At 70.2% G+C, this 14,564-nt stretch carries 15 protein-coding genes and 1 tRNA gene; 7 read left to right on the top strand and 9 right to left on the bottom strand.

Going from position 1 to position 14,564, the window contains the following annotated elements; translation table 11 throughout:
• Positions 1–174 precede the first annotated feature (174 nt).
• Together DJ70_RS05875 and DJ70_RS05870 are read left to right on the top strand one after the other, a co-directional pair.
• A complete protein-coding gene (locus DJ70_RS05875) occupies positions 175–516 on the top strand; it encodes an ArsR/SmtB family transcription factor (protein ID WP_094531031.1) in 342 nt (113 codons plus the stop codon).
• 43 nt (positions 517–559) lie between these two features.
• Positions 560–630 (top strand) — tRNA-Gly (locus DJ70_RS05870).
• Between the two features lie 627 nt (positions 631–1,257).
• Here DJ70_RS05870 and DJ70_RS05865 read toward each other — a convergent pair.
• The 4 genes from DJ70_RS05865 to DJ70_RS05850 form a co-directional block, all read right to left on the bottom strand.
• A complete protein-coding gene (locus tag DJ70_RS05865) occupies positions 1,258–1,557 on the bottom strand; it encodes a hypothetical protein (protein ID WP_094531029.1) in 300 nt (99 codons plus the stop codon).
• 77 nt (positions 1,558–1,634) lie between these two features.
• Positions 1,635–2,162 (bottom strand): redoxin domain-containing protein, encoded by a 528-nt coding sequence (locus tag DJ70_RS05860; protein ID WP_094531027.1) that lies wholly within the window; start codon positions 2,160–2,162, stop codon positions 1,635–1,637.
• A gap of 78 nt (positions 2,163–2,240) precedes the next feature.
• Positions 2,241–2,861, bottom strand: coding sequence for a hypothetical protein (locus DJ70_RS05855; protein ID WP_094531025.1), 621 nt, complete (start codon positions 2,859–2,861; stop codon positions 2,241–2,243).
• A gap of 43 nt (positions 2,862–2,904) precedes the next feature.
• Positions 2,905–4,764: an acyl-CoA carboxylase subunit beta gene (locus tag DJ70_RS05850; RefSeq protein ID WP_094531022.1), complete on the bottom strand. Its 1,860-nt coding sequence runs from the start codon at positions 4,762–4,764 to the stop codon at positions 2,905–2,907.
• Positions 4,765–4,881: 117 nt separating this feature from the next.
• Here DJ70_RS05850 and pyrH point away from each other — a divergent pair, with 117 nt between their 5' ends.
• The 4 genes from pyrH (at position 4,882) to DJ70_RS05830 (ending at position 8,760) form a co-directional block, all read left to right on the top strand.
• Positions 4,882–5,601, top strand: a complete 720-nt coding sequence (gene pyrH, locus DJ70_RS05845) for a UMP kinase (RefSeq protein ID WP_094531018.1) — start codon at positions 4,882–4,884, stop codon at positions 5,599–5,601.
• A complete protein-coding gene (gene lysS, locus DJ70_RS05840; protein WP_094531015.1) occupies positions 5,598–7,394 on the top strand; it encodes a lysine--tRNA ligase in 1,797 nt (598 codons plus the stop codon). Before pyrH ends, lysS begins: the two co-directional genes overlap by 4 nt.
• Positions 7,395–7,664, top strand: coding sequence for a DUF7573 domain-containing protein (locus DJ70_RS05835; protein WP_094531012.1), 270 nt, complete (start codon positions 7,395–7,397; stop codon positions 7,662–7,664).
• Between the two features lie 154 nt (positions 7,665–7,818).
• Complete coding sequence (locus tag DJ70_RS05830; protein ID WP_094531009.1) at positions 7,819–8,760, top strand: sensor histidine kinase; 942 nt, start codon at positions 7,819–7,821, stop codon at positions 8,758–8,760.
• Here DJ70_RS05830 and DJ70_RS17925 read toward each other — a convergent pair.
• From DJ70_RS17925 to DJ70_RS05820, 3 genes are all read right to left on the bottom strand, one after another.
• On the bottom strand, positions 8,744–8,878 hold the full coding sequence (locus DJ70_RS17925; protein WP_255417605.1) for a hypothetical protein: 135 nt from the start codon (positions 8,876–8,878) through the stop codon (positions 8,744–8,746). The two genes, DJ70_RS05830 and DJ70_RS17925, sit on opposite strands and share 17 nt — an antisense overlap.
• 105 nt (positions 8,879–8,983) lie before the next feature.
• Entirely contained in the window at positions 8,984–10,246 is a 1,263-nt protein-coding gene (gene icd / locus DJ70_RS05825; RefSeq protein ID WP_094531006.1) for an isocitrate dehydrogenase (NADP(+)), read from the bottom strand.
• 81 nt (positions 10,247–10,327) lie between these two features.
• Positions 10,328–11,248: a glycosyltransferase gene (locus DJ70_RS05820; RefSeq protein WP_245810721.1), complete on the bottom strand. Its 921-nt coding sequence runs from the start codon at positions 11,246–11,248 to the stop codon at positions 10,328–10,330.
• Between the two features lie 109 nt (positions 11,249–11,357).
• Here DJ70_RS05820 and DJ70_RS05815 point away from each other — a divergent pair, with 109 nt between their 5' ends.
• Entirely contained in the window at positions 11,358–12,269 is a 912-nt protein-coding gene (locus tag DJ70_RS05815) for an isoaspartyl peptidase/L-asparaginase (RefSeq protein ID WP_094530998.1), read from the top strand.
• Between the two features lie 30 nt (positions 12,270–12,299).
• On the opposite strand, the gene DJ70_RS05810 is transcribed toward DJ70_RS05815, so the two are convergent.
• Positions 12,300–12,950 (bottom strand): potassium channel family protein, encoded by a 651-nt coding sequence (locus tag DJ70_RS05810; RefSeq protein WP_094530994.1) that lies wholly within the window; start codon positions 12,948–12,950, stop codon positions 12,300–12,302.
• A 3-nt stretch (positions 12,951–12,953) separates the two neighbouring features.
• Positions 12,954–14,459 (bottom strand): APC family permease, encoded by a 1,506-nt coding sequence (locus DJ70_RS05805; RefSeq protein WP_094530992.1) that lies wholly within the window; start codon positions 14,457–14,459, stop codon positions 12,954–12,956.
• Between the last annotated feature and the right edge of the window lie 105 nt (positions 14,460–14,564).

Raw genomic sequence — 14,564 nt, 5'->3', positions numbered from 1 at the left:
TACCTATCCGGCCGCATCCCGTCGCTTCAGAGAGCCGATGCTCGTTTCATCGAGAGAGAACGGTCATTCGATCGAGTGGTTCCTCCCCGACCGAGGTTCCGCCCCCGCCGCCGACGTCTCCGCCGTCGATGGAGCCGCCCGAGTCCGCCGATCGTCCGCCACGGATCCGCGACGATGACGCTCGAACAGCTCTCCCCGTCGGCGACGGAGTCCGATGCCGACCGGGACCGTCGCACGGTCTCGATCGGGGAGTCCGACGGGCTTCTCGAAGTCCTCGCGTCGACGACTGCCCGCGAGGTGATCGCCGTCGTCCGCGAGTCGCCGTCGACACCCTCCGAGATCGCCGACGAACTCGACGTCTCGCTTCAGGCGGTCACCTACCACCTGCGCCGGCTCCAGCGCGTCGACCTCATCGCGCCCGTCGGGGTGCGGTACTCGACGAAGGGACGCGAGATGAACCTCTACGACCTGTCGACGGAGTCGGTGACGATCGATCTCACGGAGCCGGGAATGTGACAGGTTTAAGTGTCTCACCGGCGGAGCTACGACCGCGAAGCACGCACCGGTAGTGTAGTGGTATCACGCAACCTTGCCATGGTTGCAACCCGAGTTCAAATCTCGGCCGGTGCATCTTCTCGCTGCGCTCGAAGATCCACCGGCCTGACTCCCGTTCACTCCGTTCACGGGAGTCTCGGCCGGTGCTTTCTGTGAACCAAGTGGTCGAAAGCACCCAGAGGTTCGACGCCATCGACCGCTTTCGGTCGGCAGTAGCGACTTGAAACTCGCGGCTCTGCTGAAATCCGCCGTAGAGGACAGGTCAGACTCCGGTCGTGGTCAATACAGGGAAGGAGTGAGCGATCGCCGGAGCGGTGGCGCGCCTCCGAGTGTCCCGAAGGGGCACGAGGAGCCCGCGAGAGATGCTGCGAACGAAGTGAGCAGCGAGGCTAGGGAGGTGTGAGGTATGGTGCTGTGCGGCCTAGGGTGGGATTCAAAGGGGCAGTCGCGAGGAGGCCGTAGGTGACGCAAGCACCGCAACGAGGAAGCGAGTAAACCGAGCGACCGAGTGAGGAGCGCAGCGAGCGTACGGCCTCCTCGCGACTGGGGCTTTGGCAGTGTTCACCGCGCCAGCAACGATATCTTTCTACTCAGCCCGATCACTCACGAAACACCCGTCGTATACCCACTCTTGATCGATCGACCGTTTCGGTCCAAATCGTATCCGAAGGAGGGAGTTCAACGGAGCCAAACCCGCCCGCGTCAGCCGACGACGACCCCCGGATCGAGGACGATGGCGACGATCAGACACGACAGCACGGAGACAGCCGCCAGTCGAAGCGTGCCGGCCGCGAGACGCCGGTCGTGCGGAAGGGACTCAGCGACGCCGGCTAGCGTGGCCCCGAGAGCCATGACGAGCAGCCAGTCGCTCGAGTCGATGTCGCCGACGATCCTGGAGTAGCCGTACAGTCCCAGGAACGCGATCGCTCCCGCGAACTGGACGAGCGCGTCGGGTCGACCGGACGGCTCGTCGAACACGAGGTCGGAGAGGACGGAGGGCATGGTCCCCGTGTCTCCCTCGAGACACAAATAACGACAGTTCGACTCCGCTCCGAGGTCGGTGAGACGACGCGGCGGTCTCACCACGGTCCGTCGTAGTTCACGCGCGGGTGGTCGACGTCAACGCCCGACTCGCGGAGCGTCGCGGTCGCGTTCTCGACCGGCGCGGGCGCGGGGCGGTCGAGCGCGTCGGTCGTCGCCTCGGCGAACCGCACCCGCCAGTCGCCGTCGATCACGACGGTCGCGCGGCGCGGGACGTCGGCGTGCCCCTCCCACGAGTCGGCCAGCAGGTCATAGGAGTCGGCGATCCCGCCGTGGAAGTCCGAGACGACCGGGAACGGGAGGTCGAAGCGGTCGACGTACGCGAACCCGGCGTACAGCGAGTCGCCGGTCAGCGCGACCACGGCCAGGTCCTCCCGGTCGTGCCATCCGGCGTCCCGGACCGCCGCGAACGCCGCCGTGGTCGTCGGGACGAACGTCGCCGGCGCGAACGCGAGGACGACCGCGCGATGCGCCTCCACGAGCCGGTACAGCGCGAGTTCGGTCGCCCGCCCGTCGGCGACCGCCGGCGCGGCGAAGTCGGGGGCTTTGACGCCGGTCTCGATCATCGTTCGCTCACGGTCGCGTGCGCCGCATATAAGATCACCATCCACAGGGTTCCGGGGATCGGACCGCTCCGGAGCCGATCAGGGACCGAACGTCAACGACACGTCGGCGGTGCCCTGGAGGCCGAACATCGAGACGCCGGCCCCGCCGGTGACGCTCCACTCCCGAAGACTGGTGTGGGAGGAGACCAGGCTCCACAGCCGCGACGATATCGACGAGAGGGTGTTCCTGATCCAGCCGAACACGCTCTTTATCTTGCTCTTTGCCTTGCCCGATATCGATCCGGTGACCAACGACTGGAGGGTCTCGAACCGCCGATCGACCAACTGTACCGTCCACATCGTTTCGATGACCGGCTCGTCCCCGTCCTCGGGAAGGTCGCCGTCGTCGTCGACCGGCGCGAGAACGGCCACAGTACCCGAGAGCAGGCGTAACGACTCGACGAACTCGCGGGAGGCCTCCCACGAGTCCCGCCTCTCTTCGAAGACCGCCGCTTCGAGATCTTCGGGGGATTCGATCTCGGTGTGGAGGCTCCCGTAGACCGACTCCACGTCCACGCTGTGTTCCTCGAACCTCGCCTCGGCTCGAACCGACCGGGGGAACACGTCGATCATGGCGTCGATCTCCCGAAGCGTCTCGGCGACGAACGTTCGCTGGTACTCCCTTCGAACGTCGCTTCTCCACGTACTCACGTCCAGCATCACGACGGGATCATACGGCTCCGACTCCAAAACCGTATTCGCCTTACAGCACCGTCCCGTGTTTCTTCTCGGGGAGGTCCTTCTCCACGTCCTCGTAGAAGTCGAAGCGGGCGGCGAGTTGGGCGCGGAGGTCGGAGGGTGGGACGATCTCGTCGATGACGACCTCGCTCGCCATTCGATGGACGTCTATCTCCTCGCGGTACTCCTCGCGGAGCCGCGCCTCCTCCGCGGCCCGCTCCTCGGGGTCGTCGATCTCGGCGAGCTTTCTGGCGTACACCGCGTTGATCGCGGCCTCCGGCCCCATGATCGCGATCTCGCCGGAGGGGAGCCCGATGGTGCTCTCGGGGTCGTAGGCGGGCCCGCCCATCGCGTAGATCCCCGCGCCGTACGCCTTTCGAACCACGACCGTCTGTTTCGGGACCGTCGCGGACGACGTGGCGTAGATCAGCTTCTTTCCCTTCTCCAAGATCCCGTCCCTCTCCACCTGACTCCCCGCCATGAAGCCGGGGGTGTCACAGAGGTATAAGAGGGGGATCTCGTAGGCGTCACACGTCCAGACGAACTCCGCGGACTTCTCGGCGGCGTCGGGGAAGATCGCGCCCGAGCGCTCCGTCGGCTGGTTGGCGACGACGCCGACGGGCCGGCCGTCGATCCGGCAGAACGCGGTGAGCATCTCGGATCCGTACCCCGACTTCAGCTCGAAGACGGACTCCGCGTCCGCGATCCGGTCGAGGAGGTCGCGAACGTCGTACGGGCGGGTCGGCGACTCGGGGATCAGCTCGTCTATCCCCTCGGGCGAGAACTTCGGCGGCTTCGGATCGGATCGCGGGGGTTTCTCGCCGGCCCGGTCCGGGAGGTAGCCGATCAGGTCGGCGACGAGCTCGCGGGCGTGTTCCTCGTCGCGGGCGACGAGGTCCGCGGAGCCGGACTCCTCGGCGTGGATCCGCGGACCGCCCAGTTCCCGTAGATCGATCTCCTCGCCGGTGACCATCTCGACCATTCGGGGGGAGGCGATCGCCATCGCGGAGACGTCCTCGACCATCACGGTGAAGTCGGCGAAGACGGGCGTGTACGCCGCCCCGGCGATACAGGGGCCGTAGAGCACGCAGATCTGCGGGACCGCCCCCGACAGCATCGAGTGGTTGTAGTAGTACTTCCCGATCCCCTCGCGGTTGGCGAAGAAGCCGGACTGCCGGTCGATCCGCCCGCCCGAGGAGTCCATCAGGTAGAGAACCGGGTTGCCCGTCTTCAGCGCGCGTCGTTGCATCCGGAGGAACTTCTCGACGCCCTTCGCCGCCATCGACCCCGCCTTCACCGTGAAGTCGTTGGCCATGAAGTGGACGTCGCGCCCCTCGAACTCGGCACCGCCCGTCAGGAGGCCGTCGGCCGGGAGGCGGTCGCCGTCGTCGGACGCCTCCGCGCCATCGCTCTCGCCGTCCGCGTCGTCGCCGGTGCCCTCGTCGCCGCCGTCGCTCCCGCCGTCCCGTCCCGGCGCGTCCGGGTGCCAGTCGTCGAAGGCGGCGAACGTCCCGTCCTCGAAGCGCACTCCGGCCGGGCCGCCGGCGGACGCGTCGCCCGCGCCGCGCGTCCCGCCCTCGCCGCCGAACCAGAGGTCGAGCCGGTCGCGGACGAACAGCTTCCCCTGCTCCTCCAGTCGCTCGCGGTACTTCGCGGGGCCGCCCTCCCGAATGTCCGCGATCTCCGCCCGGAGGTCGCGCTCGCGGTCGGTGGGGCCCAGATCGTCCTCGAGGGGATAGGCCGTCTCGGGAGGGTCCGCGCTCGCGACGGGCTCCCCGTCGTCCCCGACGTGAACCTCGACGCCGACGCCGAGGTGCGCCGCGAGCGACCGGGCGATCGCCTCGGCCTCCTCGGCCGTCGCCGCCGACCCGACGTGGACCTTCATGGCGGAGTGACTCCCGGACGGTCCTAAACTGTTTTCCATGAGAAACGCCCCGCTGGAGGCGCCGTCGCCGCCCCCGCTTGACAATCCTTAAGCCGGCGACACGGCTACCTCGGCGCAATGAGAGTCGTCGTGTCCATCGGCGGGAGCGTGCTCGCGCCGGAGCTCGATCCCGAACGTGTCGCCGCCTACGCCGACGCGATCGAGCGGCTGACGGCGGAGGAGTGGTCGGTCGCCGCGGTCGTCGGCGGCGGCGGCGTCGCTCGCGAGTACATCACGACCGCCCGCGAGCTCGGCGGCAACGAGGTCGAGCTCGACGAGCTCGGGATCGGCACCACGCGGCTCAACGCTCGCCTGCTGATAGCGGCGCTCGGCGACGCGGCCGCGCCCGCCCCGGTGACGGGGTACGACGAGGCGGCGACCGCGTTCCGTCGGGGCGAGGTGCCCGTGATGGGCGGGATAACGCCCGGCCAGACGACCGACGCGGTCGCGGTCGCGCTCGCGGAGTCGGTCGACGCCGACCTGCTCGTGTTCGCGACGAGCGCCGACGGGGTGTACGACGTCGACCCGAATCGCCACGACGACGCGACCCGGTTCGAGTCGCTGTCGCCGGCCGAGCTGGTCGACGTGGTGCTCCCGATGAGCCGGAACGCCGGCTCCTCCGCCCCCGTCGACCTGCTCGCGGCGAAGCTGATCGACCGCGCCGGGATCCGCTCCGTCGTCCTCGACGGCACCGACCCGGACGCGGTCGTCGACGCGGTCCTCCGGGGCGAACACACCGGGACGAGCGTGGTCCCCGAGGGCAGCACCGAGCCGGCGGCCTGGGCGGGGGATCGATGACCGGCGACCCGGCGGACGACGACTCGGCGAGCGAAAGTTCGGCGGACGACGACTCGGCGAGCGCCGACTCCCCGCACATCCTCTCGGAGCAGGCGGACTCCGGGGGCGGGCTCTCGGGGGACGACGGCGAGTTCCACGCCTTCTGGGCGGACGTCGTCGCCGACGAGATCGAGGCGCGCGACCCCGACGAGCCGATCGTGATCAAGGGCGGCGTCTCGCCCTCCGGCGTCGCGCACGTCGGCAACGTCAACGAGGTCATGCGCGGCTACTTCGTCGCCGAGGTGCTCCGCGAGCGCGGCCACGAGGTCCGCCAGCTGTTCACCTCCGACGACAAGGACCCGCTCCGGAAGCTCCCGCGGAAGCTGGCGAACGCCGACGGGGAGATCGTCGGCCTCGGCGACGTCGACGCGGGCGCGCTCGGCCGCAACCTCGGGAAGCCGTACACCGCGATTCCCGACCCGTTCGGCGAGCGCGAGTCGTACGCGGCCCACTTCGCGGCGCTGCTCTCCGCCGACGCCGACCGGCTCGGCGTCCCCGTCGAGATGGTCTCGAACACGGCGCTGTACGCCGACGGGCGCTTCGACGACGCGGTCCGGACGGCGCTGTCGGACCTCGAGACGCTCCGCGGGACGCTCGGGGCGTACCAGGACAAGGTCGACGACGAGTACGTCCCGTTCAACCCGGTCTGTGCGGCGTGCGGGAAGGTCACGGAGACGGTGACGGCAGTCGACCTCGAGGCGGAGACGGTCGAGTACGTCTGTACGGATTTGGAGGTCGGCGACGACGTCATCGAGGGCTGCGGCCACGAGGGCACCGCCACGTTCCGGGAGGGGAAGCTGCCGTGGCGGCTGGAGTGGCCCGCCCAGTGGGACGTGCTCGACGTCGACTTCGAGCCGTTCGGCAAGGACCACGCCGAGGGGTCGTGGCCCTCCGGCGTCGACCTCGCGCGGACCGTCTTCGGCATCGAGCCGCCGGTGCCGATGGTGTACGAGTGGTTCACGCTCGGCGGGGAGGCGCTCTCCTCGTCGGCGGGCAACGTCGTCACGGTGCCCGAGCTGCTCGAGGTACTGGAGCCGGAGGTGGTCCGCTACTTCTTCGCGCTCCACCCGAAGAAGGCGCGCGATCTCGACCTCGAGCGGATCGACCTCCTCGTGGACCGCTTCGACCGCTTCGAGCGGGCGTACTTCGGCGAGGTCGACGACGAGGAGCTGACCCGGTTCGCCGAGCGCGCGTACCCGTTCGTGATGGGGTGGGGCGGCGAGTCGCCCGACGGCCGGTCCGGGGACGGGCGGGCGCTCTCCGACCGGCCCGCGGACGCCGACCCCGCCGATCGGGTCCGGTTCCCGTACACCTTCGCCGCCGTCCTCGGCATGGTCGAGGACGAGGACCTGCGCGAGCAGCTCGCGCGCGACGAGGGCCACGTCGACGACGACACCCCGGAGTGGGCGGTTCGGGAGGCGCTCGCCCGCGTCGAGCGCGCGCGGACGTGGGCCGAGCGCACCGACAACGAGTACAACTACCGGCTCCAGACCGAGCTCCCGGCGGTCGACCTCGACGACGACGCGGCCGCGGCGCTCGACGCGCTCGCCGACTTCGTCGCCGCGGGTCACGACGGGGAGGCGATCCAGGCCGAGATGTACGAGACCGCCCGCGACCACGGCGTCGAGGTCGCCGACTTCTTCGAGGCGGGCTACCGGCTCTTCTTCGACCAGCCGCAGGGTCCCCGGCTCGGCGAGTTCCTCGGCGAACTGGAACGCGAGTTCGTCGTCGCCAGGCTGCGGCGGGAGGCGTGAATGTCCGGAGACCGATCGCTCGACGAATTCGCGGCCGCCGGAGCCGGCGGGGGCGACTCGACGGACGGAAGCGACTCGACGGACGGGGACGACGCGGTCGCCGAGGGCGATCCGGCGGTCGAGGACGAGGGTTCGAACGACGTCGCCCCCGCCGAGTCGACGTCGACGTGGTCGGCGGAGGGGGCCGACTGCGATCGCTGCGGCGCGACGGTCGAACGACGCTGGCGCGACGACGCCGACCTCGTCTGTGCCGACTGTGCGGAGTGGTAGCCGTTCGCGTCGCCGATCCGCCGGAGCCCTGATCCGGAAGACGGGCGTTCGGTCCGGCGATCCGCGGGCTCGTTCCACCGCGGAGAACACTTAATACACGTCGGATCGAGCCGTTAGTTACGCACTATCTACCGCGGGGTTAACCACTATATAGATGAGACCGGATCCGGAACGACTGTTCGATCGGTCGCCGCGCGCCGTCGCGGGCCTGTACCTCCTCTTCGGCGCGGCGTGCGTGGTCGCGGTCGACGTCGCGGTCGGGGCGCTCGCCGGGTCCCCCGCCCCGTTCGCGCCCGCCCGGATCGCGGGCGGGTTGGCGCTCGTCGGTGGCTCCGGGCTCTTCGTCTACGGCGCGGTGCGCCACCACTCACGCCGAGCCGTCACCGCCCGCAGGGAACTCGAGACCTCGAACCAGCAGCTCCAGGTGGTGAGTCGGGTGTTCAGACACAACGTCCGGAACGACCTCAACGTCGTCCAGGGGTACGCCGACCTGCTCGAGCGCCGCCTGGACGACGAGCGCAGCCGCGAGTGTCTGGCGACGATCCGGGAGACGACGGAGGACATGGTCGAGATAAGCGAGAAGCTCCGGGTCATCGAGGACGCCGCGCCCGGCCCCGTCGAGGATCGGGTCGACCTCACGGCGGTCGTCCACGAGACGGTCGCGGAGCTGGACGACGAGCGGACGGACGCGGAGTTCTCGCTCGACCTCCCGGACCAGGCCTGGATACGCGCGGACGAGTCGGTGAGCTACCCGGTCCGGGAGGTGTTCGAGAACGCGCTCGCCCACAACGAGGAGCCGGACCGACGAGTCCGCGCGCGGGTCGAGACGAACGGGACGACGACCCGGCTGGAGGTCCACGACAACGGGCCGGGGATCCCCGAGGACGAGCGGGCGGTGTTGCGGGCCGAGGAGGAGACCCCGCTCTCACACGCCAGCAGCATCGGGCTGTGGCTCGTCAAGTGGATGTGCGAGCTTCAGGGCGGCACCGTGGCGTTCGACGCCACCGACGACGGGACCACCGTCCTGCTCCGGTTCCGGTCGGCGGAGGCGTCGCCGCACGGAGGGATCGGAGAGCGCCTCACTCGAGCTCGGTGATCGTGACCGCGTACACCGCCCCGCAGTTGCCGCATTCGACGTGAACCCCCCGGCTCGTCTGCCCTCGAGTGAACTCGGAGATCTCCTCGGAACACGAGCACTCGAACTGGACTTTCATTACTCCGGTTAGGCGCCATCCGCATTTAAAACACGGTGATCGGTTCTCCCCGATGATACTCGCGTTCCGGCGGACGTCCGACCGCCGGGCGCTCGAAAAGCTCGCCTAGGCGAGCTTCTCGATGTTCTCGACGACGGCGTCGGCGAACTCGCTCGTGGCGAGCTTCTCACCGCCCTCGATCTGCCGGTGGAGGTCGTAGGTGACCTTCCCGGAGGAGATCGTCTCCTCGACGGCGTCGCGCACGAGGTCCGCGGCCTCCGACCAGCCGAGGTAGTCGAGCATCTCGCGGCCGGAGAGGATCATCGCGGTCGGGTTGACCTTGTCCTCGCCGGCGTACTTGGGCGCGGAGCCGTGGACGGGCTCGGCGAGCGCGCGCCCGTGGCCGTAGTTGACGCCGGGCGCGATGCCGAGGCCGCCGATCTGCGCGCCGGCGGCGTCGGACATGTAGTCGCCGTTGAGGTTCATCGTCGCGATGACGGAGTAGTCGCCCGTCCGGGTGAGCAGCTGCTGGAGCATGTTGTCCGCGATGCGGTCCTTGACGACGATGGTGTCCTCGGGCTGCTCGCCGTCGTACTCCTCCCACAGCTCGTCCTCGGTGATGAACTCGTCGCCGTACTCCTCCTCGACGAGCTCGTAGCCCCAGTCGCGGAACTGCGCCTCGGTGAACTTCATGATGTTCCCCTTGTGAACGAGCGTGACGGAGTCGCGGTCGTTCGCGAGCGCGTAGTCGAGCGCCTCGCGGATGAGCCGCTTGGAGGCGAACTCGGAGATGGGCTTGACGCCGATCCCGATGGGACCGTCGTGGAGCACGTCCTCGACGTCCATGTCCTCCTCGAGGAAGTCACGGACCTGCTCGACCTCGTCGGTGCCGGCCTCCCACTCGACGCCGGCGTAGACGTCCTCGGTGTTCTCCCGGAAGGTGACCATGTCCATCTCCTCGGGGTTCTTCACGGGCGACGGGACGCCGTCGAGGTGGTAGGTCGGGCGGACGTTCGCGTACAGGTCGAGCGTCTGCCGGAGCGCGACGTTCAGCGAGCGGAAGCCGGAGCCGACCGGCGTCGTCATCGGGCCCTTGATCGCGACGCGGAACTCGCGGATCGCGTTCACGGTGTCGTCCGGGAGGTTCTCGTCGTACTTCTCGCGGGCGCTCTCGCCGCCGTACACGCGCATCCACGCGATGGAGCGGCCGGTCGCCTCGGCGGCCGCGTCGAGTACCTGCTGGGCGGCCGGGCCGACGTCGGTTCCGATGCCGTCCCCGTGGAGGATCGGGATGATCGGGTTCTCGGGAACGTCGAGTTCGCCAGTCTCCTCGTCGGCGAGCGTGATACGCTCCCCGTCGTCGGGGACGTCGATCTTCTCGTAGCTCATGTCGGTGGAGCGTTCTCAGACCGCCGTAAAGTGCCTGCCGCTTTCCGCGCGATCGGATCCGGACCGGGATCGCTCCCGATCTCACTCGGCGCACACGCGAACGTCGTCCTTCCGTACCCACCGGTATCGGCGGCCGCCCCACGCGAACGTCCGCCGAGCGAACGCGTACGCCAAAAGCGCCGGCATCGCGATCGCCGCCGGCCCCGCGAGCAGGAACGTCGGCCGGCGGAGTCCCGCCCAGGCGTACGTCGTCGCGGAGATCAGGGTCACGAACCCGATCCCGAGGACCGGCGCCGCGAGACACAGCGTCGCGAACGCCGCCGCGAGGCCGACGTTGACCGCGCTCGCGCGGGGCACGTGATACCGCACGATCCACAGGAAGCGGACCGACCGCTCCAGCGAGGCGCGGACCGACCCGCCGGCGGGCACGATCCGCGTCCGTCTCGTCGGGGTCACCGCGAGGTGTTCCGAGAGGGTCCCGTCGTCGCTGACGGTTCGCCGGAGGTCGGCGACGAGGGCTGCCTCGTCGAGGTCGTCGCGCTCGAAGACGACCGCGCCGCCCCACGCGATCCCGCCGGCGGCGACCGCGAGGGTTCCCCCGACGAGGTAGGCGGGTTCGAGCAGGACTCCGAGCGGGTCGCGGCCGACGAAGACCGGGAGCTCCGTCGTCGGCCCCCGCCGCTCGTAGTCGGCGTGGAGGTCGTCGAGCCACCCCGGCGGGTGCCGGAAGTCGTCGTCGGTCCAGACGATCCGGTCGTGGCGGGCCGTCTCCATCCCCGCGGCGATCGCGTTCGCCTTGCCGGAACACCCCTCCGGCTCGCCGGCGAGGACGACCCGAACCCCGTCGTCCGTCTCCCCTCGCCGGTCGGCGACCGGGTCGTCGGCGTCGTCCGCGATCACGAGGAGCTCGTCGTCCGCGCGAAGCATCGCGGCGACCTCCGCGCAGGCGTCGGTCCAGCGGACGGTCGGGAGGAGCACGGAGGTCGGCGGCGGGTCGGTCACGCCCGACGGTTCGACGGCGGGGTACAAAAGCGGGGCGTCGGTCGGCCCCGGAGCTGCCCGCCCCGCCGCTTTCCGGAGCCTTATGCCGTCGCCCGCGGAGGGGGCGACCATGCGCGTGATACTCCACGGCGGCGCGGGCGGCGCTCCGGACGACCCCGGATCCAGACAGACGGTCCTCGACGAGGCGGCCGAGACGGGCGCGGCCGCGTCGACCCCGCTGGACGCGGTCGAAGCCGGGATCCGCGTCCTCGAGTCGAGCCCGCGGTTCAACGCGGGCGTGGGCGGCGCGGTCCAGTCCGACGGCGTCGTCCGCACGGACGCGGGCGCGATGACCTCCGACCGCGCCGTCGGGGCGGTCTGCTCGATGCCCGGCGTCGAACACGCGGTCTCGGCCGCCCGCGTCGTCATGGAGGAGACGCCCCACGTCCTCGTTTCCGGCGGGCACGCGGTCGACCTCGCATCCGACTTCGGCGTCGAGACCGGCGTCGACCTCCTGACCGACGAGAAGCGCGAACGCTACGAGGCCGAGGCCCCGCCGGAGGGGACCCCGAGCGAACACCTCGACTGGCTGGCGTCGCGGTTCGGGTCGGGGTCGGATCAGGCCGGCGGCGCGGGGACCCCCGACCGGTCCGAGCGCGACGCCCCCGATCACGACACCGTCGGCGCGGTCGCGACGGACGGCGAGACGTTCGCGGCGGCGACGTCGACCGGCGGACGCTCGTTCGCGCTGGCGGGCCGCGTCGGCGACGTCCCGCAGGTCGGGTCGGGGTTCTTCTGTACGGACGCCGGCGGCGCGAGCGCGACGGGAGCCGGCGAGGACATCGCGCGGGTGACGCTCACGCGCCGGGCGGTCGACCTGCTCGAGGAGGGTCTCGACGCCGAGGCCGCGGCCGAACGGGCGATGGCGGAGTTCGAGGACGCGACCGGCTCGCGGGCGGGCGTGATCGTCTGCGGGGACGAGGGGGTCGGCGGCGCGTTCAACACCGAGGCGATGCAGACGAGCGCGGCGACGCGGCAGTGAGCCGGTACGACGCCGCCGGTCGGGCGCGGCTCAGCCGCGGAAGAGGTTCAACACCTCGTCGACGACCGACGGCTCGACGGCGACGAGGTACGACTCGCCGGGGCGGAGCACCGTCTCCGGGCCGGCGAGGGTGTCGCCGGCGGCGTCGGAGACGACGAGGCTCCCGCGTGGCAGCGACACCTCGTCGAGCGACCGGCCGGCGACGGGCGCACCCTCGACGACGTGGACCTCGAGGATGTCGAGCGTCCCGGTGACGTCCTCGAGCGCGCTCACGTCGGGCTCGATGGCGTTGACCGCGGCGCGCGCGCCGGCGCGCTCGGGGAAGATGACCTCGTCGACGAAGCGGTCGAACTCCTCGCCCGGCTCGCGCTCGGTCCGAGCGACGGTCTGCGTGTCCGGAGCCAGCTCCCGGACGAGCAGGCAGACCGCGAGGTTCGTCCCCGTCAGGCTCGTCAGCGCGGCGACCACGTCGGCCCGCTCCAAGTCCGCCTGTTCGAGGACGCCCGGTCGCGTGGCGTCGCCCTCGATGACCGTGGCAACGTAGTCGTCGCTGAGCGCCTCCGCCCTGTTGGGGTCCTGCTCGATGACGGTCACGTCGTGGCCCCTGTCGTCGAGGATGTGGGCGACGCGGTTCCCCACGCGACCGCCGCCGGCGATGACGATCCGGAAGTTCCCGTCCATGCGTCAGTCGACGCCACCCTCCGCATTAGAAGTGTCCGTCGGAGCGTCCGCGCCGGAAGGCTCCGCGTCGGAAGCGCCCCGCCGTTCCGGGGTCGATCCCTCGCCGCGAGCGCGCAGGGCGTAGTACGCGAGGACGCCAGCGAGGATCCAGCCGACGCTCAACGCCAGTGCCAGCGGATCGGTTCGGACCAGATAGACCACGAGGACGCCGGTGAGGAGGAGGTTCAACGCGATCCCCAACACGGACGGTATCGGGTAGTACGGCATCTCGTACGGCCGCCGCATGTTCGGCCGCTCCCGTCGGAGCTTGATCACGGCCGCGTTGACGACGACGAACGAGAGGAGAAAGAAGAGGCTGGAGACGTTGCCCGCGCTCTCCGTCGGGAGCACGACCGACCCGAGCATCACGACCGCGCTCACGAGGATGGCGACGAACGGCGTCCCGTAGCGGTGGTGAATGCGGCCGAACCGCGGGAGGAGCTGCCCCTCCCGTCCCATCGAGAAGGCGACCCGCGAGGAGGCGATGACGACCGCGTTCAGCGCCGTCAGCGTCGAGAACACCGCGCCGAACACGATGAGCGCCCCGCCGTTGCGGATGATCGGCAGTCCCGAGGGCATGAACGAGGTGGCGGCCTTCGCGATCCCCGCCTCGCCGGCCGCGGCGAGCCCGTCCGCGCCGAGGGTGCCGATGGCGACGACCACGACCAGCGCGTAGACGACCACCGTGGCACCCAGACTGTAGAAGATCGCACGCGGAATGTTCTCGCGGGGGTTCTCGACCTCCTCGGTGACGGTCGTGATGAGGTCGTACCCCTCGAAGGCGATGAAGGTCAGTCCCATCGCCGGCAGGATCGCGAACGCCGAGGTGCCCTCCGGAAACAGGGGGTCGAACTGCTGGAGCGTGAAGCTCGTCTCGCCGCCGCCGCCCGCCGAGAGGAACCCGAAGGCGACGAAGACGACGAGGATCGCGACCTTGACGGCGGTGAACAGGGTCTCCGCGCTGCCGCTCGCGGCGGTCGAGACGGCGTTGACCGTCACGAGCAGTCCCACGGCGGCGAGCGCGAGCCCGACGGAGGCCGGGATCGACACCGGCACCGCCGGGACCGCGACGGCTCCGACCTCGCCCGGCGCGGCGGTGAGCCCGTAGACGTGTAACAGCTCCAGGAAGTTCGGGGCGAACCCGAGCGCGTACAGCCCGCCCGCGATCATGTAGGCGAACCAGAGCATCCACCCCATCAGAAACGAGGGGAGGTCGTCGAACGTCTCGCGGACGAAGGCGTACCCGCCGCCGGACTTCGGGATCGAGGCGGCCAGCTCGGCGTACGACAGGCCGGTGAACGCCGTGACGACCCCGTTGAACATGAACACGAGGATCGCCGCCGGACCGGCGATGTCCGCCGCGAGCCCCGTCAACACGAAGATGCCGGCACCGATCATCGCCCCCATCCCGATCATCGTCGCGTCCAACAGGCCGAGCTCGGCCGCTGGCGCGCGGTCGCCGGCACTCATCGTCGTGGACGAGCGTCCCCATCCGATTAGTTGTTTGGTCGGCGACGGCGACCGCCGGCCGGACCCTCGCGGCCGCGCCGGCGGTCCGCCCGCCTCCGACCGCGG

This window comes from Halorubrum halodurans, assembly GCF_002252985.1.
Lineage (GTDB): Archaea > Halobacteriota > Halobacteria > Halobacteriales > Haloferacaceae > Halorubrum > Halorubrum halodurans.
The sequence above is the reverse complement of the archived record's forward strand: the minus strand, read 5'-3'. Positions and strand labels throughout refer to the sequence as shown.